Annotated in this window: 20 protein-coding genes; 6 read left to right on the top strand and 14 right to left on the bottom strand. The window is 70.0% G+C overall.

The genetic code is table 11. The features are described 5' to 3' along the window. Positions 1-23: 23 nt before the first annotated feature. From B8W67_RS08485 to B8W67_RS08500, 4 genes are all read right to left on the bottom strand, one after another. Complete coding sequence (locus B8W67_RS08485) at positions 24-1,946, bottom strand: fumarate reductase/succinate dehydrogenase flavoprotein subunit (protein WP_069390738.1); 1,923 nt, start codon at positions 1,944-1,946, stop codon at positions 24-26. 59 nt (positions 1,947-2,005) lie between these two features. Further along, positions 2,006-2,827 (bottom strand): succinate dehydrogenase subunit SdhC, encoded by an 822-nt coding sequence (locus tag B8W67_RS08490; protein ID WP_069390737.1) that lies wholly within the window; start codon positions 2,825-2,827, stop codon positions 2,006-2,008. Between the two features lie 101 nt (positions 2,828-2,928). Next, the gene (locus B8W67_RS08495) at positions 2,929-3,225 is read right to left on the bottom strand and encodes an Rv0250c family protein (RefSeq protein ID WP_069390736.1); all 297 of its coding nucleotides are present in this window, start codon (positions 3,223-3,225) and stop codon (positions 2,929-2,931) included. Positions 3,226-3,361: 136 nt separating this feature from the next. Next, positions 3,362-3,826 carry an Hsp20/alpha crystallin family protein gene (locus B8W67_RS08500; RefSeq protein WP_069390735.1) on the bottom strand — a complete coding sequence of 155 codons (465 nt, stop codon included), beginning with the start codon at positions 3,824-3,826 and terminating at the stop codon, positions 3,362-3,364. Between the two features lie 232 nt (positions 3,827-4,058). On the opposite strand from B8W67_RS08500, the gene B8W67_RS08505 reads away from it, so the two are divergent. The 4 genes from B8W67_RS08505 (at position 4,059) to B8W67_RS08520 (ending at position 8,959) form a co-directional block, all read left to right on the top strand. Beyond that, positions 4,059-4,394 carry a cupin domain-containing protein gene (locus tag B8W67_RS08505; RefSeq protein ID WP_069390734.1) on the top strand — a complete coding sequence of 112 codons (336 nt, stop codon included), beginning with the start codon at positions 4,059-4,061 and terminating at the stop codon, positions 4,392-4,394. A gap of 4 nt (positions 4,395-4,398) precedes the next feature. After that, positions 4,399-6,474, top strand: coding sequence for an adenosylcobalamin-dependent ribonucleoside-diphosphate reductase (locus tag B8W67_RS08510; protein WP_174254746.1), 2,076 nt, complete (start codon positions 4,399-4,401; stop codon positions 6,472-6,474). Positions 6,475-6,547: 73 nt separating this feature from the next. Then, positions 6,548-7,453 (top strand): universal stress protein, encoded by a 906-nt coding sequence (locus tag B8W67_RS08515; protein ID WP_085303431.1) that lies wholly within the window; start codon positions 6,548-6,550, stop codon positions 7,451-7,453. Positions 7,454-7,468: 15 nt separating this feature from the next. Beyond that, positions 7,469-8,959, top strand: a complete 1,491-nt coding sequence (locus B8W67_RS08520) for a bifunctional aminoglycoside phosphotransferase/ATP-binding protein (RefSeq protein WP_069390812.1) — start codon at positions 7,469-7,471, stop codon at positions 8,957-8,959. 22 nt (positions 8,960-8,981) lie between these two features. Here the strand turns inward: B8W67_RS08520 and B8W67_RS08525 are convergent, their stop codons facing one another. The 3 genes from B8W67_RS08525 to B8W67_RS08535 all read right to left on the bottom strand — a co-directional run bounded on the left by B8W67_RS08525 (position 8,982) and on the right by B8W67_RS08535 (position 11,642). Then, the gene (locus B8W67_RS08525; protein WP_069390732.1) at positions 8,982-9,395 is read right to left on the bottom strand and encodes a PRC-barrel domain-containing protein; all 414 of its coding nucleotides are present in this window, start codon (positions 9,393-9,395) and stop codon (positions 8,982-8,984) included. Positions 9,396-9,420: 25 nt separating this feature from the next. Beyond that, positions 9,421-10,134, bottom strand: coding sequence for a sirohydrochlorin chelatase (locus B8W67_RS08530; protein ID WP_069390731.1), 714 nt, complete (start codon positions 10,132-10,134; stop codon positions 9,421-9,423). Between the two features lie 86 nt (positions 10,135-10,220). Beyond that, the gene (locus B8W67_RS08535; protein WP_085303432.1) at positions 10,221-11,642 is read right to left on the bottom strand and encodes an MFS transporter; all 1,422 of its coding nucleotides are present in this window, start codon (positions 11,640-11,642) and stop codon (positions 10,221-10,223) included. 175 nt (positions 11,643-11,817) lie between these two features. On the opposite strand from B8W67_RS08535, the gene B8W67_RS08540 reads away from it, so the two are divergent. Beyond that, positions 11,818-13,077, top strand: a complete 1,260-nt coding sequence (locus B8W67_RS08540; protein ID WP_085303452.1) for an NAD(P)/FAD-dependent oxidoreductase — start codon at positions 11,818-11,820, stop codon at positions 13,075-13,077. Here the strand turns inward: B8W67_RS08540 and B8W67_RS08545 are convergent. From B8W67_RS08545 to B8W67_RS08570, 6 genes are all read right to left on the bottom strand, one after another. Continuing rightward, positions 12,989-14,440 (bottom strand): MFS transporter, encoded by a 1,452-nt coding sequence (locus B8W67_RS08545; RefSeq protein ID WP_420845609.1) that lies wholly within the window; start codon positions 14,438-14,440, stop codon positions 12,989-12,991. The two genes, B8W67_RS08540 and B8W67_RS08545, sit on opposite strands and share 89 nt — an antisense overlap. Positions 14,441-14,454: 14 nt before the next feature. Beyond that, positions 14,455-15,000 (bottom strand): GNAT family N-acetyltransferase, encoded by a 546-nt coding sequence (locus tag B8W67_RS08550; RefSeq protein ID WP_069390728.1) that lies wholly within the window; start codon positions 14,998-15,000, stop codon positions 14,455-14,457. Positions 15,001-15,010: 10 nt separating this feature from the next. After that, positions 15,011-15,958 (bottom strand): 5-oxoprolinase/urea amidolyase family protein, encoded by a 948-nt coding sequence (locus B8W67_RS08555; protein WP_069390727.1) that lies wholly within the window; start codon positions 15,956-15,958, stop codon positions 15,011-15,013. A 23-nt stretch (positions 15,959-15,981) separates the two neighbouring features. Further along, positions 15,982-16,632: a 5-oxoprolinase subunit B family protein gene (locus B8W67_RS08560; protein WP_069390726.1), complete on the bottom strand. Its 651-nt coding sequence runs from the start codon at positions 16,630-16,632 to the stop codon at positions 15,982-15,984. A gap of 90 nt (positions 16,633-16,722) precedes the next feature. Next, entirely contained in the window at positions 16,723-17,694 is a 972-nt protein-coding gene (locus B8W67_RS08565) for an ABC transporter substrate-binding protein (protein ID WP_069390725.1), read from the bottom strand. Between the two features lie 9 nt (positions 17,695-17,703). Beyond that, on the bottom strand, positions 17,704-21,300 hold the full coding sequence (locus tag B8W67_RS08570; RefSeq protein WP_085303434.1) for a hydantoinase B/oxoprolinase family protein: 3,597 nt from the start codon (positions 21,298-21,300) through the stop codon (positions 17,704-17,706). 55 nt (positions 21,301-21,355) lie between these two features. Between B8W67_RS08570 and fadD2 the strand changes: the two genes are divergently transcribed. Continuing rightward, positions 21,356-23,026 (top strand): long-chain-fatty-acid--CoA ligase FadD2, encoded by a 1,671-nt coding sequence (gene fadD2, locus B8W67_RS08575; protein WP_069390723.1) that lies wholly within the window; start codon positions 21,356-21,358, stop codon positions 23,024-23,026. 114 nt (positions 23,027-23,140) lie between these two features. Here the strand turns inward: fadD2 and B8W67_RS08580 are convergent, their stop codons facing one another. Further along, positions 23,141-23,650 (bottom strand): DinB family protein, encoded by a 510-nt coding sequence (locus B8W67_RS08580; RefSeq protein ID WP_085303436.1) that lies wholly within the window; start codon positions 23,648-23,650, stop codon positions 23,141-23,143. Position 23,651 lies beyond the last annotated feature (1 nt).

Raw genomic sequence — 23,651 nt, forward strand, 5'->3', positions numbered from 1 at the left:
TCGTGCATCGCCTGGTGTGGCATCTATGCCCGGCGTCCCGGATGCTCCGCCAACTCTTCGTCGGTGAAGTACTTCTCCAACTCGTCGATCTCGAACAGCTCCAGCAGGTCCTCGCGCACCGCGGGCTGCAACTCCGGGGTGACGCTGATGTGCGGCACCACCGGGTCGTCGTTGTCGCTGCGGCAGACCAGCAGGGTGCGACGCCACTGTGGGTCCATCGCCGGGTGGTCGTCGCGGGTGTGCCCGCCGCGGCTCTCGGTGCGCTCCAGCGCAGCCTGGGCGACGCACTCGCTGACCAGCAGCATGTTGCGCAAGTCGATCGCCAGGTGCCAGCCCGGGTTGAACTGGCGGTGGCCCTCGACGGCGACGTTGGCGAACCGAGCTTTGAGTTCCTCGAGTTTGCCCATCGCGCGGCGCATCTCGTCGGCGTTGCGGATGATGCCGACCAACTCGTTCATCGACTCCTGCAACTCGGTGTGCAGCGTGTAGGGGTTCTCCGGCGCCGCGTCGGAGCCCGCCGGCGGTCCGTTGAACGGGGCCACCGCCACCGCGGCCGCGGCCTGCACCGCCTCCGGGTCGACGGCCGGACGTTCGGTCAGCTTCTCGACGTAGTCGGCCGCTCCCAGCCCCGCGCGGCGGCCGAACACCAGCAGGTCGGACAGTGAGTTGCCGCCCAGCCGGTTGGAGCCGTGCATGCCCCCGGAGCACTCCCCGGCGGCGAACAGGCCTGCGGTGGTGGCCGCCCCGGTGTCCGGGTCGACCTCGATGCCGCCCATCACGTAGTGGCAGGTCGGTCCGACCTCCATCGGGTCCTTGGTGATGTCGACCTCGGCGAGCTCCATGAACTGGTGATACATCGACGGCAGCCGACGTTTGATGGTCTCGGTGGGAAGCCGGGAGGCGATGTCGAGGTACACCCCGCCGTGCGGGGAGCCGCGCCCGGCCTTGACCTCGGCGTTGATCGCGCGGGCCACCTCGTCACGGGGCAGCAGGTCCGGCGTGCGCCGCGCCGAGTCGTTGTCCTTGAGCCACTGGTCGGCCTCGTCCTCGCTCTCGGCGTACTGGCCTTTGAACACCGGGGGGATGTAGTCGAACATGAACCGGGAGCCCTCGGAGTTCTTGAGCACCCCACCGTCGCCGCGCACCCCCTCGGTGACCAGGATGCCCTTGACGCTCGGCGGCCACACCATGCCGGTCGGGTGGAACTGGATGAACTCCATGTTGATCAGCGACGCCCCGGCGCGCAGCGCTAGTGCGTGGCCATCGCCGGTGTACTCCCAGGAGTTCGAGGTGACCTTGAACGATTTGCCGATCCCGCCGGTGGCCAACACCACCGCGGGCGCTTCGAACACGACGAACCGGCCGGTCTCGCGCCAGTAACCGAACGCCCCGGCGATGCGGTCGCCGTCTTTGAGCAACTCGGTGACGGTGCACTCCATGAACACCTTGATGCGGGCTTCGTAGTCGCCGAACTCCGCTTTGTCCTGCTGCTGCAGCGAAACGATCTTCTGCTGCATCGTGCGGATCAACTCCAGGCCGGTGCGGTCACCGACGTGGGCCAGCCGCGGGTAGGTGTGCCCGCCGAAGTTGCGCTGGCTGATCCGCCCATCGGGGGTGCGGTCGAACAGCGCGCCGTAGGTCTCCAGCTCCCACACCCGGTCGGGGGCCTCTTTGGCGTGCAGCTCGGCCATCCGCCAGTTGTTGAGGAACTTCCCGCCGCGCATGGTGTCGCCGAAGTGGACCTGCCAGTTGTCCTTGTCGTTGACGTTGCCCATCGAGGCCGCGCAGCCGCCCTCGGCCATCACCGTGTGCGCCTTGCCGAACAGCGATTTGCAGACCACCGCCACCCTCAGGCCGCGTTCACGTGCCTCGATGACCGCGCGCAACCCTGCGCCGCCGGCACCGATCACGACCACGTCGTAGGAGTGCCGTTCGACCTCAACCATGAAACCTCGCTCGTCGTTTAGTCGTCACCGGAAGGGAAAGGGGATCGGATCGTGGCGGCTCAGCCGATGAACCGTAGATCGCTGATCGTTCCGCTGGACACCATCCAGATGTAGAAATCGGTGAACGCCAGGGTTCCCAGGGTGATCCAGGCGAACGTCATGTGCCGCTCGTTGAACCAGGAGATCTTCGTCCACAGCCAGTAGCGCACCGGATGTTTGGAGAAATGCTTCAGCCGTCCGCCCATCACGTGCCGGCAGGAGTGGCAGCCGCCGGTGTAGGCCCACAGCAGCGTCACGTTGGCGACCAGGATCACGTTGCCCAACCCGAACCCGAACCCGGTCGGGGAGTGGAACGCCACGATCGCGTCGTAGGTGTTGAGCAGCAGGATCGCCGACGCCAGGTAGAAGAAATAGCGATGGCCGTTCTGCACGATCAGCGGGAACCGCGTCTCCCCGGTGTAGCGGCCGCGCGGTTCGGGCACCGCGCACCCGGTCGGGGACTGCCACACCGACCGGTAGTAGGCCTTGCGGTAGTAGTAGCAGGTCAACCGGAACAGCAGCAGAATCGGCAACACCAGCATCCCCATCGGGATCCACGGCGGGAAGGCGCCGAACCACACCCCCAGGTGGCTGGCCCCCTCGACGCATTTCGAGCTGATGCACGGCGAGTAGAACGGGGTCAGGTAGTGGTAGTCGGCCACCCAGTAGTCACGGCCCCAGAACGCCCGGACGGTGGCGTAGACGATGAACGCGGCCAGGCCCAGGTTGACCATCAACGGCTGCAGCCACCACCGGTCGGTCCGCAGGGTGCGCGCGTCGATGTCGGCGCGGCGGGAGGAGAAGACGCCGGTGGTGGGACGGTTTACGGCGGGTGCGCTCATAAATGGTGATCCTCTTCACGTGGGCTTCTCGGAGGATACTCAAATCACATCCGCCCCGTGGCGTTTGAGCGCCGATCAGCGCGAGGATCACTGCGCGGGGATCAGAACCGGGAGCCGCCGACCCCTTCGTCGTCGACGTCGCGCCAGAACTCGTAGTCGTACTCGGTGTCGGGGATGATCACCTTCTGTTCCGCGGAGACCGGATTGGACCAGCGGCTCAGGTCCAGCGCGTCGGCGTCGGCGTCGAGTAACTCCACGTCGGCGACGATCCGGTCGACGTCGGCGATGATGCGCTGCAGGCCCGGAACATCGGCGTAGCGACCCCGGATCGCCGCCAGGCAGCGCTGCAGCCCACCGACGAGGTCGTACAGTTCGAGGAATTCGGTTGGGCGAGACAACGGAAGCTCCTTGCAGCCGGGTGACCGAGAGTGTCACAGATCACAGTACGGCACCGAGGTTACCGATGCGAGAGAATCCGGTGGGGCGTGATGCCCCACCGGATTCCGGTGTCGCGATCGTTGGGGGAAGGGTTTCTTACTTGGTGATCGCGATCCGCTCGGCCTCGGCTTCGGTGTAGGCCCCCGCCACACGGATGGTCAGCACCCCGGCGTCATAGGACGCCGAGATCGCGTCGCCGGTGACGTGCTCGGGCAGGCGGAACGACCGGCGGAAGGCCCCGTAGCGCACCTCGCGCAGGCTGCCGGCCCCGGTGTCCCCGGTGTCGCCAGTGTGCTCGGTGTGCTCGTCGCGACGCTCGCCGCGGATCACCAGCTCGCCGTGGTCCACCTCGACGGTGACGTCGTTGTCGACGTCGACGCCGGGCAGCTCCAGGCGCACCACCGCGTCCTCGCCGTCGCGGCGGGTCTCGGCGGCCGGGTGGAACGCCGCGGCCTGCGGCAGGGGCTTGAACCAGCCTTCGGGGAAGGTCGGCCCGAAGAAGTCGGTCACGAAACGGTCCACATCCCAGGCGGGACGCGACCACAGGGTCAGGGTGCTCATCGCTGTCTCCTCATTGTTGATCTGATCCGGATCGTTGTTCTCGTCCGATCGGTGCTCGGCCGGGAAATCCGCCCGTCACCCCGTTCAACCTGAGTCGACCACGCTTAAGTTCCACTGGGCGTTCGCCCACCGCGAACGGGGCCGTCGCCCAATCACCCAACCCGGCCACGAGGCAGGGCCGGCAGCGGTAACCTCGGCATAGCCCTCTCCCGACGACGGATCGAAGTCGCAGATGAACAAGTTTTCGTTGACCGCGATGGCCCGCGACCAGTTGGAACGGGCACGGACCGAAGCCAGTGGACGCCGGGCCGCCACGGTGTTCGGCGGCCACGATCACACGCTGCGCCAGACCGTCATCGCCCTGGTCAAGGGGCGCACCCTCGATGACCACCAGACCCTCGACGACGCGACCTTGCAGGTGCTCACCGGCCGGGTGCGGCTCAGCGCGGGCCGCGACGAGTGGATCGGCTGGGTCGGTGACCTGTTGGTGATCCCCGACGCCGTGCACGCCCTGGAAGCGCTGGAGGATTCGGCGATCCTGCTGACGGTCGCCAAAAAAACGGAGTAGGCGGATGCCGGGGCCGGCGCAGGTGCGCCGCCGCGACGGCCGATTGGTCGCCTTCGACCCGGTGCGCATCGAGGCCGCGGTGGCCGCCGCGGCCGCCGAGGCCGGCCACCGGGATCCGACGCTGCCCGCCCGGGTGGCCGAGAAGGTCGTAGCCGACCTCGGGGCGTCGCGGCGTCCACCCACCGTCGAGGAGATCGGCGACCGGGTGGAGCGGCAGTTGACCGCCCTCGGCGCCCCCGCGGTCGCGCGCGCCTACATCGTCTACCGGCAGCGCCGCACCGAGGAACGCTCGGCCAAGGAGCTCGTCGGGGTGCGCGACGACCTGAAACTGAGCCTGGCGGCGGTCACCGTGCTCGCCGAACGCTATCTCCTGCGCGACGCGGCCGGCCGACCGGCCGAATCCACCGGGGAGATGATGGACCGGGTCGCCACCGTGGTCGCCGCCGCGGAGGACGGTTATCGCCGCGGCGCGTCGACGCGGTGGGCCGAGCGGTTCGCCGCGACGTTGCGCAGCCGCGAGTTCCTGCCGAACTCACCGACGTTGATGAACGCCGGCACCACCGTGGGGTTGTTGTCGGGCTGTGTCGTACTGCCCCTGCCGGATTCGTTGCGGGCGATCTTCACAACGCTCGGTCAGACCGCCGAGGTGCACCGCGCCGGAGGCGGCACCGGATTCTCGTTCAGCGCGCTGCGGCCGGCCGGGGACCCGGTCACCGGCACCGGGGGACGCGCCAGCGGTCCGGTGTCGTTCCTGCGGCTGTTCGATGCCGCCGCAGGGGTGGTCGGGATGGGCGGTCGGCGCCGCGGGGCCTGCATGGCGGTGCTCGATGTCTCCCATCCCGACATCTACGAATTCCTCAGCGCCAAAACCGCCCTCGACGGCGAACTGGCCCAGTTCAACCTCTCGGTGGGGGTCAGTGACGCGTTCCTGCGAGCCGTGCACCGTGGTGGACGCCACCGCCTGATCAACCCGCGCACCGGGCGGACCGTGGCCACCGTGGCGGCCGCCGACCTGTTCACCGCGATCTGCGAGGCCGCCCATGCCGGCGGGGATCCGGGGCTGCTGTTCCTCGACACGATCAACCGCGCCAACCCGGTTCCGGGCCTTGGTCGCATCACGGCGACCAATCCGTGCGGCGAGGTGCCGCTGTTGCCGTACGAGTCCTGCAACCTCGGGTCGATCAACCTGGCGCGCATGGTCGATGGCGGCCGGATCGACTGGGAGCGGCTGGCTGCCACCGCGGCGCTCGGCGTGCGGTTCCTCGACGACGTGATCGACGTCAGCGACTACCCGGTGCCCGAACTGGCCACGGCCGCCCGGGCGACCCGCAAGATCGGCCTGGGCATGATGGGGCTGGCCGAACTCTTCGCCGGGTTGGGCATCGCCTACGACAGCCAGCGGGCGGTGCGCCTGGCCGGCCGTCTCGCCGCCCACATCGACACCGCCGCTCACGCCGAGTCCGTGCGCCTGGCCGCAGAGCGCGGCGCCTTCCCGGAATTCGCGCAGAGCCGCTACGCCGACGGTCCGCCGCGCCGGCACGCCCAGGTCACCTCGGTCGCCCCCACCGGAACCATCTCGCTGATCGCCGGCACCACCGCCGGCATCGAGCCGATGTTCGCCATCGCCTACGCGCGCAACGTCATGGGCCGTCGCCTGGTGGAGCTCAACGCGCAGTTCGAACGGCTCGCCCGCGCCGGGGGTTTCTACACCGAGGCGCTGATCACCGAGATCGCCCGCCGCGGCGGGGTCCGTGGGTGCACCGCGGTTCCCGAAGCGGTGCGCACCGCCTACCCCACCGCCGCCGAGATCGCCCCGCAATGGCACCTGCGCATGCAGGCCGCGGTGCAGCGCCACGTCGACGCCGCGGTGTCCAAGACGATCAACCTGCCGGCGGAGGCGACCGTCGCCGACGTGCAGGAGATCTATCTGGCGGCATGGAAAGCGAAAGTCAAAGGAATCACCGTCTACCGCTACGGCAGCCGTCGCGGGCAGGTGCTGACCTTCGCCGACCCTGCGGTGTTGCCGCAGGCCGACGTGGCCTACAGCGGCGGCTGCATCCACCGCGCCTGCGAATTCTGAAACCGGCGCCGCCGAGCACCTAGACTGCGGGCAGGCCGCCGACGAGCGGCGGCGAATGCGGAAGGACAGCGGAATGGCGGCCAGGGCACGGGATATCGTCGTCGGGTTCGACGGCTCCGGTTCAGCGCAGGCGGCGCTGCGCTGGGCGATCCGCACCGCCATGCTGCACCACCGGGCGCTGACGGTCGTCTACGTCGTGGCCGTCCCCGAGATCGAAGCGCAGGCCGTCGCCTGGGAGGTCGACGCCGGACCGGCCTCGCTGCGGGTCCCCTATGAGCAGCATGCCCGGCGCATCATCGGCGAGGCCCTCGACATCGTCGACGACGAGGTGGGTTCGCGGCGCCGTCCCGATGTCGACACCGACATCATCTGGGCACAGCCGGTGCCGACCCTGGTCGCGATGTCGCGTGACAGCGGGATGGTGGTGGTCGGCTCCCGCGGCCAGGGATCGCTGCGTCGCGCCGTGATGGGCTCGGTCAGCGCCGGACTGGTGCAGCACGCGCGTTGCCCGGTGGCGGTGATCCACGGCATGCCGTTGTCGCCGGAACAGGCCGCCGAGGCCGCCCGGCGCCCGGTGCTGGTCGGCATCGACGGCTCCCGCGCATCGGAGTTGGCCACCGAAGTCGCTTTCGCCGAGGCGGCGGCCCGCGAGGTCGACCTGATCGCGTTGCATGCCTGGCACGACGGCGATCTGATGGGCGTTCAGGGCCAGCAATGGTCAGACCTGGTCACCCGCGGCGAGGAGGTGCTCGCCGAGCGGCTGGCCGGCTACCGCGAGCAGTATCCGGACGTGACCGTGCAGCGCTTGGTGGTGTGGGGTCAGCCCGCGCGCCATCTGCTCGAGCACGCCGGGGCCGCGCAACTGGTGGTCGTCGGCAGCCACGGTCGCGGCGGTTTCACCGGGATGCTGCTCGGATCGGTCAGCCGGTCGGTCATGCACGCCGCCGAGGTCCCGGTGATCGTGGCGCGGCGATACTGACCCGGGGTGGAGCCGATGCGCGCAACGGGCGACCCGGGCCGGCCCATCCTTCCGGTCGCGATTCATGAAACCCATTCCGGTATCGTTGTTCTCGTCGGTGACCGGGCTTACAAGGCCAAAAAGCCGGTGGTCACCGATTTTCTGGACTTCTCCACCGTCGAGCGCCGTGAGCGGGTCTGTGCCCGCGAGGTGGAGCTCAACAGCCGGCTCGCCGCGGACACCTACCTGGGCATCGGTCACTTCGCCGACCCGCACGGCGCGGCCGAACCGGTGATCGTCATGCGGCGCTACCCCGACGCGGCCCGGCTGGCCACCGTGGTCGGTGAGGCCCACAGCGAGCGCGGTGCCGACGCGCTGCGCACGGTCGCCGATACGTTGGCCCGCTTCCACGACACCGCCGAGCGTGGTGGACACATCGATGAGCAGGGACGCCTCGAGGCGGTGCGCGGCCGGTGGAGCGCCAACATCACCGAGATGGCCACGCTGGCCGCCGGGGTGGTGCCCGCGGACACCGTGGCGGTCATCGAGCGGCTCGCGCTGCGCTATCTGGCGGGGCGTGCAGCACTGTTCGACCGGCGCATCGCCGAGGGGCGCATCGTCGACGGGCACGGTGATCTGTTGGCCGACGACATCTTCTGTCTGCCCGACGGTGTGCAGATCCTCGACTGCCTGGAATTCGACGACGCCCTGCGCCACGTCGACACCGTCGACGATGCCGCATTCCTGGCGATGGACCTCGAATTCCTCGGACGAACCGACCTCGGCGAGCTGTTCATCGACGAATACCGCCGGGCCAGCGGTGATTCCGCGCCAACATCGCTGGTCGACTTCTACATCGCCTATCGCGCCCTGGTGCGGGCCAAAACCGACTGCGTGCGGTTCGGGCAGGGCCACAGCGGATCACAGGGCAGCGCGCAGGAACATCTGCAGATCGCCACCGATCACCTGAGGTCGGCGACGGTGCGCCTCGCGGTGATCGGCGGCGGTCCGGGTACCGGAAAGACGACCGTCTCCCACCGGGTCGCCCAACAGGTTGGCGCCGAGGTGATCTCCACCGACCGGGTCCGCCACGAATTGCGCGAGCGCAACGTCATCACCGGCGACCCCGGCGCCCCGGATTCCGGTCTCTACGCCCCGCAGCACGTGGAGGCCGTCTACCGGGAGGTGTTCGCCCGGGCTCGCCGCCTTCTCGCCGAGGGGGAGTCGGTGATCCTCGACGGGACCTGGCGTGATCCCCAACGGCGTGCCCACGTCCGTGAGCTCGCCGCCGCACTGCACGCACCGATGCTGGAGATCATGTGCCGCACCGACGTCGACACCGCCGTGCGTCGGGTGACCGCGCGGCCCGCCGATCACGTCTCGGACGCCACCGGCGAGATCGCCCAGCACCTCGAGATGGACGCGCGCCGGTGGCCGCAGGCGCAGGTGCTCGACACCGCGGTGGCGCCGGCCGAGGCGGCCGAGGCGGTGGTGCGAAGCTGGCGGGCGCTGGCCGAGCAGGCGTGACCGTTCTCGTGGCCGCCCGTGCTCAGCGGTTGAAGTCGGGGAACACGTACCCCGAAGCCCAGCACGGGGTGCGGTCGTAGTAGCGGTAGATCCCCTCGAGGTAGTCCCGGTCGGTGATCCGGTCCGGAGCGTAGGCGGGGCCGTCGGCGAGCTGGTCACCGGTGACGTCGAGAAAGACGTCGGCGACCGTCGTGCCGATGATCCGGTCGACGGGCACCGCGCGGTGGCGCCGGCCGATCCCGGCCACCCCGCCGGAGCCGACCACCACGAACCGTGGCCGACGCTCCGGCTCGTCGACGAGTGCCGCGCTCACGGTGCCCAGCCGAACGTGACCGACGCCGAAGACCGTGCGCCGCCGCAGGTCGTCGGCCGCGTTCGGCAGGCCCGCCACCGCGCCGGTCAACCGGTACAGCGCGGCGCAGTCGGAGCCACTCATGCCTTCCACTGTAGGGATGGACCGGTCAGGCGGCCACCGCCGGCGACGCCCGCCGGAAATGCTCGGCGACGATGCGGGCGAGCATCGGTTGGGCGCCCAGCGGTGCGGTCACCACATCGGCGCCGCAACGACGCAGCCTGTCCTGGAAGAGTCCGTCGGCGAGCAGTCCGGAGACCACCACGACCCGCTCGGCACCGTCGCGGCGGGCCCGCACCACCGCGTCGGCCACCGTGGGCGACCCGGTCGCCGCACACGCCAGGGTGACGGCGCACCCGGTGGTCGCGGCCAACTGCCCGGCCAGATCGGCCAGGTCGGTGCGCGCCAGCGGATCCGCGCTGCCCGCGACGGCGAGGATCACCGCGTCGCCGCGCCGGCGCCGCGCGCTGCGGAGCTGCGCGGCGAGCAGGCCCACCAGTGCGGGGCTCGGCCCCAGCGCGGGGGTCACGGTGATCTCCGGGTGGCCGCTGGCGAGCAGTTGGGTGGGCAGATCGCGGCGCACGTGGAATCCCCGCGCCACGAACGCCGGTACCACCACCGCCGGTGCCGGATCGGCGCGCAGCACCTCGGCCGGCCCGGGACCGACCACGTCGACGAACGCCACCTGCACCCGCTGGCCCAGCAGGGCGGAAACACGCTCGGCCAGTTCGCCGATCATCGCGACCCCGCCGGGTTTACGGGTGCCGTGAGCCACCAGCACCCGGTTCACCCCGGTCGTGCGCGGCACGCTGCGTCCAGCCATGCCCCCGGTGTAGTCCGGGCCCGTTGCGGTGGCGTTACCGCACCATTGCCGCCCGGTTGCGCCGCGTTGCGGCGCCGCGATACTCCTCACACCAGCGCCGGAGCCGGCTCGGTGGGCTGCGCAACGTCGTGGGGCCGTGCGGGACGACCCGGCCGCACGTAACGCTGCCAGGTGATCAGCGCGGCCACCCCGTAGGCGAGCAGAAACAGCCAGTAGGCGACGGTCTCGGACCCCGTCACCGCATAGGACTGCCGCAGCGTCAGGTCGATGCCCGCCCCGCCGATCGCCCCGATGGCCGAGGCGAACCCGATCAGCGCGCCGGCGTGGGTGCTGGCCCACCGACGCCGCTCGGCATCGGCGAGCGGCAGGGCCCGGCTGCGGACATCGAACACCGACGGGATCATCTTGAACACCGACCCGTTGGCCAGCCCGGCGAGGATGAACAGCGCGACGAATCCCACGATGTAGCCGATCATCGTCATGGTGTGTGCGTCGCCGTGAGCATGGCCGGACCCGCGCAGATGGTCGTCATGGGTGCCGAGCGCCACCAGGACAGCCGCTGCGCCGCCCATGGCGACAAAAGCCCGCAGCGTCACTCGCGCACCGCCGATTCGGTCGGCGAGGCGTCCACCGGCCAACCGGGAAAGCGACCCGAGCAGCGGTCCCACGAACGCGATCTGAGCGGTGTGCAACGACGCCTCTGCCGGAGATTGACCGGCGGCGACGAAATTGACGTGCAGCACCTGGCTGAACGCGAACACCAACCCGATCCAGGAGCCGAACGCCGCGCTGTAGAGCACGGTGACCACCCAGGTGTCGGGCACGGCCAACACAGAACGGATGTGCCCGAGTTCGATGGTGTGGTCGAGGTTGTCCATGAACAGTGCCGCCGAGATCGCCACCACCGCCAACACCACCAGGTAGAACCCGCACACCCAGTACGGCTGGCGGTTGCCCGCGGTCGCCAACACCAGCAGCGCCACCACCTGGACACCGGCCACCCCCAGGTTGCCTAAACCGGCGTTGACCCCCAGTGCCACGCCCTTGAGTCGCTGCGGGTAGAAGGCGTTGACGTTGGCCAGCGACGCCGAGTAGTTGCCCCCGCCCAGACCGGTCAGTGCCGCGCAGAGCACATACGGCCACAACGGCAGCCCGGGGTGGGCGAGCAGCACCAGCGTGGCCACGGTCGGAACCAGCAGCACCACCGCGGAGAACACCGTCCAGGTGCGTCCCCCGAAGCGGGCCAGCCCCAGGGTGTAGGGGATCCGGGCGCATCCGCCGACGACGGTGGCCACCGCACCCAGAAGCAGCTTGTCGCCGGCGGACAGACCGTAGACCTCCGGGGGCATGAACAGCGCCATCACCGACCACAATGTCCAGATCGAGAACCCGGCGTGGTCGCCGGCGACGGTGCAGATCAGGTTGCGGCGTGCGATCGCCTTGTTTCCGGCCTCCCAGGCAACCGGATCCTCGGGATCCCAGTCGGTCAGACGCGGTCGGTGTGCCATGGACTCTCCCGTTGTTTTGACGATTACCGCAACGCTAGGGAATCCTTTTGTTACCAAGGTTAATTCGCGCTGTGAAACCGCAGCGAAGACGCTTTTTATCCGCTGCGTGAGCAAGATCACGCCCATGGGGATCGGGGTCGGTTACGGTAAGGGTGCGGCGAGTAGCGAGGTGGCCATGGTGAATCCGGAGACCATCGTCATCGTCGGCGCGGGAATCGCGGGGGTGCGTGCTGCGGAGGCGTTGCGCGACGCCGATTTCGATGGACGGGTCGTGCTGTTCGGCGACGAGGACGTCTTGCCCTACGATCGGATCCCGCTGTCGTTGGAATTCCTCGCTCCCAAGACGTCGCGGATCGCCCACGCCTACGGCGAGGCCGATCAGCGTCTGGGGTTGGCGGATTTCACTCTCCACGACCTTGATTGGTACCGGCACAACGATATTGAGTTACAGACGGGGACCCGCGTCACCGCGATCCATCCCGCCGCGCATACCGTGACCGCCGGTGGGGACATCGTCGGCTACGACAAACTTTTGTTGGCCACCGGATCTCGTTCCCGATCTCTCCCGAACATCGATATGGCGGGCCGCCGGGTGCACTCGCTGCGCAGCTACCGTGACGCGGTGCGCCTTGATGCCGCGCTGACCCCCGGCAGTTCGGTGGCGATCATCGGGGCGGGATGGATCGGGTTGGAGGTGGCCGCCGCGGCCCGTCATCGCGGATTGGACGTCACCGTGATCGGCCGGTCGCCACTTCCGCTGGCGCGCAGCATCGGCCCGGAACTCGGAGCGTTCTTCGCCGAGACCCACCGGGTCAACGGCGTGCAACTGCGCATGGGAGTCACGGTCACCGAGATCACCCCGACCGGGTTGCTCCTGTCCGACGGGACTGCGGTGGCCGCCGACACGCTGTTGGTGGCGGTGGGCGCCGATCCCGAGATTTCGCTGGCCCGCAGCGCCGGGCTGTCCGTCGGCGGCGGGGGAGTGCTCGTCGACGCCGGCATGCAGACCAGCGATCGTGACGTCTACGCCGTCGGTGATATCGCTGCCGCACGAAACCCGTTTTTGGGCACCAGGATCCGTGTGGAGCACTGGGCGACTGCCCGCAAGCAACCGAAGGTGGCTGTCGCCGGGATGTTGGGCAACCCCGGTGTCTACGACGAGTTGCCTTACTTCTTCACCGATCAGTTCGACCTGGGAATGGAGTATGTCGGCTACGCCCCGCACTACCGGCGGGTGGTGTTCCGGGGCGCGGTGGCCGACCGCGAGTTCGTCGCGTTCTGGCTCGATGAGCGCGATCGGGTGCTGGCCGGGATGAACGTCAACGTCCCCGGCGTCATCGACGACATCAAGACGCTGATCCGCCGGCGTCAACCGGTTGCGGTGGAGCGGTTGACCGATCCGCGCCGTCGGCTGACCGAGGCGCCGACCCGGTGAGCACGGCGGTGCGGCGCCGCCCGTAGCGCCACCACGCCGCCGCCAGGGCCACCAGATAGCACGGCAGAAGCACCGCGAACGCCAGCGCTTCCTGGCCGGTGTTCAGGTAGGAGTGCCGCAACATCAGGTTGACCGCCACCGCGCCGAATCCGCCTGCCGCGCCCGCCAGCCCGATCGACGCGCCCGCCATGGTGCGCGCCCACTGCTGGCGTTGCCCGCCATCGAGGGCGGCAACGGACGGAACGACGGCGCTGCGGGCCACGAACAGCGCGGTGATCAACTGGAACAGCGCACCGCTGGCCGCTCCGGTGAGCGTGAACAAAACCAGGAAACCGAGCGAATAGCCCACCACGGTGACGGTGTCGGCGGGGCCGGTGCCACCGGCGTCGCGAACCCCGAGCACGAGCAACGCGGCGGCGGCGAGCACCATCCCGGTGAAAGCGGCCACACTCACCCGGTGCCCGCCGATGCGGTCGGCCAGCGTGCCGGCGTAGATGCGTCCCAGCGACCCCAGCAGCGGACCGACAAACGCGATCTGGGCTACGGCCAGGGCTGTTTGCATCGCGGGCTCGCCGGGGACGTGCAGGTTCTCATAAAGCACCCTGCCGAACCCGAACGCGAAGCCGAGAAACGATCCGAACGCGCAGGCGTAGAGTCCGACGATCAGCCAGATGTCGCAGTCGGTGAGTACCGCACGGAAATGGCGGGCCCGCAACGGGTGGCGCAGGTCGTCCATGAACAGCCCGGCGATGATCCCGGCGACGGTCAACACCACCAGGTACACCGCCCACACCGTGGTCGGACGGTGGTTGCCCGCCGCCAGCAGCGCCAACCCGCCGACCTGCACCGCGGCCACGCCCAGGCTGCCCACCCCGGCACTGACCGCCAGAGCCCAGCCCTTGCAGCGCTGCGGATAGAAGCCGTTGATGTTGACCACCGAAGCCGAGTAGTTGCCGCCCCCGAGGCCGGTCAGCGCCGCGCAGACCAGGTAGGGCCACAGCGGCAGGCCCGGCGAGGCCAGCAGGGCGATGGTCATCGCGGTGGGGATCACCAGCACCACCGCGGAGAACGCGGTCCAACGCCGTCCACCGAACCGGGCAATTCCCAGCGTGTAGGGGATGCGCACCAGGGCTCCGGTGAGTGCGGCCAGCGCACCGAGCATCAGTTTGTCGGCGAGGGTCAACTTGTAGACCGAGGTGGGCATGAACAGCACCAGCACCGACCAGATCGCCCACACCGAGAACGCGACATGGTCGGCGACCATGCTGGCCAGCAGGTTGCGCCGGGCGACGCGGTGGTTGCCCGCCGCCCACGCCGCGGTGTCCTCGGGATCCCACCGGGCCAGGCCGGCGCGGGTCACCACAGGCTCACCGGGGCTCACCACACGTCGCCGTCGCGCCAATCGCAGGTCAGTTCCTCGGTGGGGTCCACCTCCACGGAGACCGGCAACACGAACACCGACCGGTCGTCGTCGGGGGTGGCGGTGATCCCGGTGGGCGTCAGCGCCGAGGTCCGCCCGCGCCACGGCACCCAGCCGCGCACCGTGTAGAGCCGCCGTCCCCGGTCGGAGGAGCTCAGCGCGCCGAGCGGGTAGGCGCCGCGGATCACCTGCTCGCACGCGTCGAGGACGGCGATGGCCAGGCCCTGGCCCCGCCAGTCCTCCCGCACCGCCACCGCCTCGACGTAGCCGCATCGCAGGGTGGTGCCGCGGTGCAGCAGCCGTCGGCTGACGACGGCGCCGTGCGCGATGATCGCGCCGTGGCGCCAGATCAGGGCGTGCATGCCGCCGAGCGCGTGATCCCAGTCGATGTCGGTGAACCCGTCGCCGTAGGCGTCGAGCACCATCTGGCGGGCGCTGCGGTGGGTGTCCTCGTCGAGGTCGGCGGTGTGGACGAGCCGGGCGGTGTGAACCTTGGGAAGCACGCTTCCCGGTCTACCAGGTGTGGCTCGCCCCGGCGACCGTTCCGGCCCCCGGCCCGGCGCCCGGGTGTGCCGCCGCGTCGGAGGCCGGCGGGATCCGGGGCCGCGACCAGTGCAGCCGCACATGCTGGCCGGGCCGGATCTGGGCGAGTTTGTCCAAGTCCTCGTCGACCACCACACCGGCCACCGGGTAGCTGCCGGTCAGCGGGTGGTCGGGGCCCAGAATGACCGGAAGGCCGTGCGGCGGGACCTGGATGGCGCCGCGGGTGGTGCCTTCGCTGGGCAGTTGCCGGTCCGGCCAGCGCAGCCGCAGCGGGCGGCCCTCCAGCCGCATCCCGACCCGGTCGCTGCGGTCGGTGACCATCCAGATCGAATGCACCAGCGCGTCCGGGTGCTCCAGCCAGTCGTCGCGCGGTCCGGGCACCACCCGCAGATCCAGCAGCTGTTCATCGATCGGGGCGACCGGGGCATGGTCGATTTCGGGGAACTCCTCGGAGTGCTCGCCGATCGGCAGGATGTCGCCGGCCCGCAGCGGGCGCGGACCGATCGCGGCCATCACGTCGTAGGAGCGCGACCCCAGCACCGGTTCGACGTCGATGCCGCCGCGCACCGCCAGATAGCTGCGCAGCCCCGAATACGGTGAGCCCAGCGAGATGATCTGGCCGTCCTCGACGGTGTGGATGCTGTTGGTGCCGAACGGAACACCGGCGACGGTTGGGTCGGTGTCGGCGCCGGTCACCGCGATCGTGACGTCCCCGCCACGCACCCGGGCGGTGAACCCGCCGAAGGCCACCTCGATGGTGGCGCACTCGACGGGGTTGGCGACCAGCCGGTTGGCCAGGGTGTGCGCCCCGAGATCAGCGGCCCCCGAGCGGGTGACCCCGAGATGGATCAGCCCGGCGCGGCCGAGATCCTCGACCAGCGCCAGCGGGCCGGTGCGCAGAACTTCCAAGGTTGGCATGGTGGTCTCCTCTGCAGCGTCTGTCAGACGGCCCGGAACTGGACCCACATCCCCGGGGTCAACAGTGCCGGGTTGGGTCGGCTGATGTCCCAGACCACGGTGTCGGTGTGGCCGATCAGCTGCCACCAGCCCGGCCCGGTGCGCGGGTAGATACCGCTGAACTCACCGGCGAGTGCCACCGCGCCGGCCGGCACCGATTCGCGGGTGTCGGCCCGCCGCGGAATGGCCAATCGCGTATCGCCTCCAGTGAGATAGGCGAAACCGGGTGTGGCACCACCGAATCCGACACGCCACGGTGCTGCGGTGTGTGCCGCGATGATCTGGGCGACACTCAGCCCGGTGTGCTCGGACACCACCGGCAGGTCGGGGCCGTCATAGACCACGTCGATGGTCACATCCGCTCCGTCGCCGGGCGGCGCGGTCTGGATGTCTTCGGGAACCACCCGCAGCTTGCGTAGTCGCTGGCGGGTGACGCCTTGCAGTGTGGGGTTCTCCAGTTTCACCAGGACGGTCCGTGACGCGGGCACCACGTCGTGCACGCCGGGCAGGGCCGCCTTGCGCACCGCCTCGGTCCACGCCAGCACTTCGGCGGTGCCGGCGAACTGCAGCAGCAGCGCCCGATCGCCGTAGTCGAGGATCGTGTCCGGCACCGTCAGATCCAATGCCACACTCATGGGAGCGACGGTATCGCCGAATCGTGGGGCCGGTTGGAGTTTTGGTGGCACTGCCAGAGCCGTCTTACCAACCGCTCAGGACGGCGTCGTTCAGCGCAGCCCGTCGGCGATCAGCGGCGGCAACTGATCGGCGACCAGCGGGTAGCTCAACGGGGACGCGAACGCGATGGCGCCGGCCTGCTCCGCGGTGGTGAACACCTGACGTGCGGTCAGCGCGGCGAGCTCCGGGTCGGCGCGCAGCGCGGCCACCTCGTCGTCGTTGGCGGTGGTCCAGATCAGCACGTCGGCGGCGCCGAGCACCGCCGGGATCCGGTCGCGGGGGATCACCGCACGCCCGTCGGTGCCGAACTCGGCGATGCTGTCGGCGACGGTGAAGCCCATGTCGGTGAGGAAGTCGGTCTGCCAGCCGCGCGGCACCGCGTGCACGTTGCCGCCGGGCAGCTGACCGTCGAGCAGCAGCACGCTGCGTCCGTCGAACTGGGGGAAACGCTCGGGGATCGCGCTGAACTGCGCCTCGATCCCGTCGATCAGCGACTGCATCCGGTCCCCGGCGAGCACCGCGCGACCGATGCTGCGGGCCTGGTCCTGCCACGGCTCGAAGAAGGCGTCGGGCCCGGTCTGCGGCACCGTCGGGGCGATCTCGGAAAGCCGCTGGTAGGTGTCGGCGTCGACGCCGGCGTTGGTCGCCACGATCAGATCGGGGTCGAGTTCGGCGATGCGGTCCACGTCGATGCCGTCATCGAGGTTCAACACCACCGGCTCGGCGTCGCCGAGTTGGGTTCGCGCCCACGGCCACACCGCGAACGGCTGGTCACCGAACCAGTAGGTCACCGCGATCGGCACCACCCCGAGCGCCAGCAGGTCGTCCTGGCCGGTGAACCCGGCGCTGACCACCCGGGTGGGCGCGGCCTCGATGGTCGTCTCGCCGAACAGGTGCGTGATCGTGACCGGTTTGCCGTCCTCGTCGGGTTCGGGGCGTGAGCACCCCGAGGCGGCTGCGGCGGTCAAAAGGCCCGCGGCGGTGAGCCCGAAGAACCCGCGGCGGCTCCAGTGTTGGTCCACGGGGGCAGACTAACAACCGAAGCCGCCACCGCCGGGGGTCTCGATCACCAGCACATCGCCGGCGCCGACCTCGACCGAGTCGCAGCCGGCCAGAGCACGCACGCTGCCGTCGGCCCGTTCGACGCGGTTGGCGCCGAGTGCCCCGGGCTCACCGCCGGCCATGCCGTAGGGGGCGACGCGGCGGTGCCCCGACAGGGTGCTCACCGTCATCGCCTCGGTGAACTCCAGCCGGCGAACCCCGCCGTCGCCGCCGCGCCAGCGCCCGTCGCCGCCGCTGCCGCGGCGAATGCTGAACTCGCGCACCCGCACCGGGTAGCGCCACTCGAGAACCTCCGGGTCGGTGAGCCGCGAATTGGTCATGTGGGTCTGCACCACCGCGGTCCCGTCGAAGCCGTCCCCGGCGCCTGAACCGGAGCCCAGCGTCTCGTAGTACTGGTGGTCGGCGTTGCCGAAGGTGACGTTGTTCATGGTGCCGGAGCCCTCGGCCTGCACCCGCAGTGCGCCCAGCAGCGCCCCGGTGATCGCCTGGGAGGTCTCCACGTTGCCGGCCACCACCGCCGCTGGTGGGTGCGGCGCGAGCATCGAGCCGGCCGGGATCACGATCTGCAGCGGCCGCAGGCAGCCGTCGTTGAGCGGGATGTCGCCGCCGACGAGGGTGCGGAACACGTAGAGCACCGCGGCGGTCACCACCGCCGACGGCGCGTTGAAGTTGGTGTCCAGTTGCGCGGCGGTCCCGGTGAAATCGATGCGTGCGCTGCGGGTGGCGCGGTCCACGCCGACCCGCACCGCGATGATCGCCCCGGAATCCATCTCGTAGCGGTACTCGCCGTCGTCGAGGCGGTCGATGACGCGGCGCACCGCCTCCTCGGCGTTGTCCTGCACGTGCCGCATGTAGGCCTGCACCACGTCGAGCCCGTAGTCGGCGATCATGGCGCGCACCTCCTCGACCCCCTTGTGGTTGGCGGCGATCTGCGCGCGCAGGTCCGCGAGGTTCACCTCGGGGCTGCGCGACGGGTGGGCCGCCTCGAGCAGCAGCCGGCGGGTCGGCTCCTCGCGGAACCGGCCGTCGGCGGTGAGCAGCCAGTTGTCGAACAGCACTCCCTCGTCGGTGATGGTGCGGCTGTCGGCGGGCATCGAGCCGGGGGTGATGCCGCCGATCTCGGCGTGGTGGCCGCGGGAGGCGACGTAGAACAGCACGGTCTGCGCCTCCGGGTCGTCGGCGAAGACCGGGGTGATCACGGTGATGTCGGGCAGGTGGGTGCCGCCGTGGTACGGGTCGTTGACCGCGTAGGACTCCCCGGGGCGCATGCCGGGCCGCCGCGCGATCACCTCCTTGACCGTGGTGCTCATCGAGCCCAGGTGCACCGGGATGTGCGGGGCGTTGGCCACCAGGTTGCCGTCGGGGTCGAACAGCGCGCAGGAGAAGTCCAGCCGTTCGCGGATGTTCACCGACTGTGCGGTGGCCTCCAGTCGGGTGCCCATCTGCTCGGCGATCGCCATGAACAGGTTGTTGAACACCTCCAGCATCACCGGGTCGACCCCGGTGGAGGCCCCCGTGGAGGCCCCCGTGGAGGCCCCGGCGCCCACCCGGTCGATGCGCAGATGCCCGGTCGGGGTCACCGTCGCCCGCCAGCCCGGGTCGATCACGGTGGTCGCGTTGGCCTCGGCGATGATCGCCGGGCCGCTGACCGCGGTGTCGGCGGCCAGCCCGCCCCGGTGCACCAGCGGCGCGCGCCGCCAGGCGCCGCCGCTGTAGAGCCGCACCGTGTCGGTGCCCGCGGGGGCGGTCTCGGCGGTGGTGGTGACCGCCGGCTGGCCGGTCGCCCCGATCGCCTCGACCGCGACCGCCCCGGCGATCAACGGACGGTCCAGCACAAACGAGTAGACGCCCCGGTGGGCGGTCTCGAACGCCGCCGTCATCGCCGCGGGGTCACCGAGGACCACCGGGATCACCGTGTCGGTGCCCGAGTAGCGCAGGTAGGCGCGGCGGATCACCGCGACACGGTCGGCGGGTGCCCCCTGGGCGGCCAGCTCGGCGCGCGCGGCGGCCTCCAGGGTGTCGGCGACGTCGGCCAGGCGGGGCACGGTGTCCGCGGAGAGCGGCACCTCGACGGCCTGCTCGCGCAGCACGGTCAGGTCGGCCAGACCGATGCCCAGCGCGGAGAGCACCCCGGCCAGCGGCGGCACCAGCACCGTGCGGATGCCCAACGCGTCGGCGACCGCGCAGGCGTGCTGGCCGCCCGCGCCGCCGAACGTGGTGAGCGCGTAGCGGGTGACGTCGTGGCCCTTCTGCACCGAGATGGTCTTCACCGAGTTGGCGATGTTGGCGACCGCGATCTGCAGAAATCCCTCGGCGACCTCCTCGGGGGCCGGGCGGGTCCCGGTCGCCGCTCCGATCTCGTCGGCCAGGTCGGTGAACCGCCGGCCCACCAGCGCCCCGTCGAGCGGCTGGTCGCCGCGCGCGCCGAACACCGCCGGGAAGTGGGCGGGCTGGATGCGGCCGAGCATCACGTTGGCGTCGGTGACCGTCAGCGGACCGCCGCCGCGGTAGCAGGCCGGTCCGGGCACCGCGCCGGCGGAGTCCGGCCCGACCCGGTAGCGGCTGCCGTCGAAGTGCAGCACCGAGCCGCCCCCGGCGGCCACCGTGGCGATGTCGAGCATCGGTGCGCGCAGCCGCACCCCGGCGACCTCCGCGGTGAACAGCCGCTCGTAGGCGCCGGCGTAGTGCGACACGTCGGTGGAGGTGCCGCCCATGTCGAAGCCGATGACGTGGTCGAACCCGGCGGCCGCCGACATCCGCGCCATCCCGACGATGCCGCCGGCCGGTCCGGACAGGATCGCGTCCTTGCCGCGGAAGTGGTCGGCCTCGGCCAGCCCGCCGTTGGACTGCATGAACATCAGCGGCACCCCGGCGAGTTCGTCGGCGACCTGGCGCACGTAGCGGCGCAGCACCGGCGAGAGGTAGGCGTCGACGACGGTGGTGTCCCCGCGCGGGATGAGTTTCATCAGCGGGTTGACTTCACTGGACAGCGACACCTGCGGGTAGCCGAGGCGCCGCGCCAGCGCCCCGATCTGCTGTTCGTGGGCGGGGTAGAGGTAGCTGTGCAGGCAGACCACCGCCACAGCCCGGAAACCGGCGTCGTGGGCGGCGCGCAACCGGTCCTCCAGTGCCCGCAGGTCGGGTGCGGTGAGCACGGCGCCGTCGGCGGAGATCCGCTCATCGACCTCGATGACCCGGTCGTAGAGCAACTCGGGCAGCACGATGTGGCGGTCGAAGATGCGCGGCCGGTTCTGGTAGGCGATGCGCAGGGCGTCGCCGAACCCGCGGGTGATCACCAGCACGGTGGGCTCGCCGGTGCGTTCCAGCAGCGCATTGGTGGCCACCGTGGTGCCCATCCGCACCGCCTCGATCTGCTCGGCCGGCAGCGGTGCGTCGGCGTCGATCCCCAGCAGCGCCCGGATCCCGGCGACCGCGGCGTCGCGGTAGCGCGCCGGGTCGTGGGAGAGCAGTTTGTGGGTGACCAGGGTGGCGTCGGGTCGGCGGGCGACGATGTCGGTGAAGGTGCCGCCGCGATCCACCCAGAACTGCCATTTTCCGCCAGCCATCGAGTCGATGGTAATTCGCTGACACAGTGCGAGCCGCGTCACATAAGGTGAGGTCATGCCGAATCTCATGGATCTGCCCGGCCAGGTTGTCTCCAAGCTGCAGGTGCTTGCCGACAGGGGCACCACCGAGCTGCACTACCTGCGCAAAATCATCGGCTCCGGTGCGGTGAAACTGGAGTCGCCGCAGATCCTGGCCGCCGCGGTCGCCGATGCCGTGCGCTGGGGCGAGCTGGGAATGATCCCCGCGCTCAACGCGCGCCGCACCCCGCACAAGACCGCCGTCATCGACGACGACGGCACGATGACGTTCAAGGAGCTCGACGACGCGGCCAACGCCTTGGCCAACGCGTTGCTGGCGATGGGGGTCCGCGGCGGCGACGGGGTGGCGATCCTGTGCCGCAACCACCGCTGGTTTCTGGTCGCCAACTACGGTGCGGCCCGCGTCGGCGCCCGGCTGATCATGCTCAACAGCGAGTTCTCCGGCCCGCAGATCAAGGACGTCTCCGAGCGTGAAGGCGCCAAGGTCATCATCTACGACGACGAGTACACCGCCGCGGTCGCCCAGTCCGACCCGCCGCTGGGCAAGCTGCGGGCGCTGGGCACCAATCCCGACACCGACGAGCCGTCGGGCAGCACCGACCAGACCCTGGCGGAGTTGATCAGCCACAGCAGCATCGCCCCGCCGCCGAAGGTGACCAAGCACGCCTCGATCATCATCTTGACCTCGGGCACCACCGGCACCCCGAAGGGCGCCAACCGGGGCACCCCGCCGACCCTGCAGCCGATCGGCGGGATCCTCTCGCATGTGCCGTTCAAGGCCGGTGAGGTGACCTCGCTGCCGTCGCCGATGTTCCACGCGCTGGGCTACCTGCACGGCACCCTGGCGATGTTCATGGGCTCGACGCTGGTGCTGCGGCGCCGTTTCAAACCGGCCACCGTCCTCGAGGATCTGGAGAAGCACAAGGTGACCGCGATGGTGGTCGTGCCGGTGATGCTCTCCCGGATCCTTGATCACCTGGAGAAGATGGATTCGCGCCCGGAACTGTCGGCGCTGCGGATCGTGTTCGTCTCCGGCTCGCAGCTCGGTGCGGAATTGGCCACCCGGGCGATGGAGGACCTCGGGCCGGTCATCTACAACATGTACGGCTCCACCGAGGTGGCGTTCGCCTCGATCGCCCGTCCGCAGGACCTGAAGATCAACCCGGCCACGGTCGGGCCGATCGTCAAGGGGGTGCGGGTGCGCATCCTCGACGAGAACGGCAACGAACTGCCGCAGGGGCAGACCGGGCGCATCTTCGTCGGCAACGCGTTCCCGTTCGGTGGGTACACCGGCGGTGGCGGCAAGCAGATCATCGACGGGTTGATGTCGTCCGGCGATGTCGGGCACATCGACGAGCACGGCCTGCTGTTTGTCTCCGGCCGTGACGACGAGATGATCGTCTCCGGCGGGGAGAACGTGTTCCCCGCCGAGGTGGAGGATCTGCTCAGCGGACACCCCGAGGTCGTCGAGGCGACCGCCCTCGGCGTCGACGACAAGGAGTGGGGAGCCCGGTTGCGGGCCTTCGTCGTGCGCAAGGAGGGCTCCACGGTCGACGAGGACGCGATCAAGCTCTACGTCAAGGAGCACCTGGCCCGCTACAAGGTGCCGCGTGAGGTCGTCTTCCTCGAGGAGTTGCCGCGCAACCCGACCGGCAAGATCCTCAAACGCGAACTGCGCGAGCTGTAAACGCCCGCACCGGACTGGTCGGCCGCGCCTGGCACCGCCCCCGCCCGCGGCCGTGTGCAGATTCGTCCGCGACACGCGGTGCGAGCCGTACTGATCCGCACACGCTGTACGCGGTCAGCCGTAGAACCCGGTGGCGCCGTCGAGTTGTTCGCGCAGAATGTCGATCTGTCCGCAGTGCCGGGCGGTCTCCTCGATCATGTGCACGTAGATCCAGCGCAGTGAGACCGGACCGAGCCGCCGGTGGGCCACCCGGTGATCCAGCGAGTAGTCGGCGGCGATCCGCCGGGAGTGTTCGCACTGGCGCTGGTATTCATCGACCAGGGTCGGCAGCGCCTCGCCGGCGGTGACCTCGAACTCCCACTGCCGGTCGTGGGGGCGGCGATTGTCGTCGGAGCTTCCGGTGAGCAGTTGATCGAACCAGCCGAACTCGGCCCACCGCAGATGCTTGATCAGACCGGAGACCGTGGTCGCCGAGGCCACCAGGTGACGGCGGGCGTCCGCGTCGGAGAGTCCGATCGTCTTGCGCACCACGATGTTTCGGTAGTTATCGAGAAACGATTCGAGTGTCTGGCGTTCATCGGAATCGGCGGCATCGGCGGCGGGTACCGCAGGCGGGTCGGTCATG

Source organism: Mycolicibacillus koreensis, assembly GCF_002104795.1.
GTDB lineage: Bacteria > Actinomycetota > Actinomycetes > Mycobacteriales > Mycobacteriaceae > Mycobacterium > Mycobacterium koreense.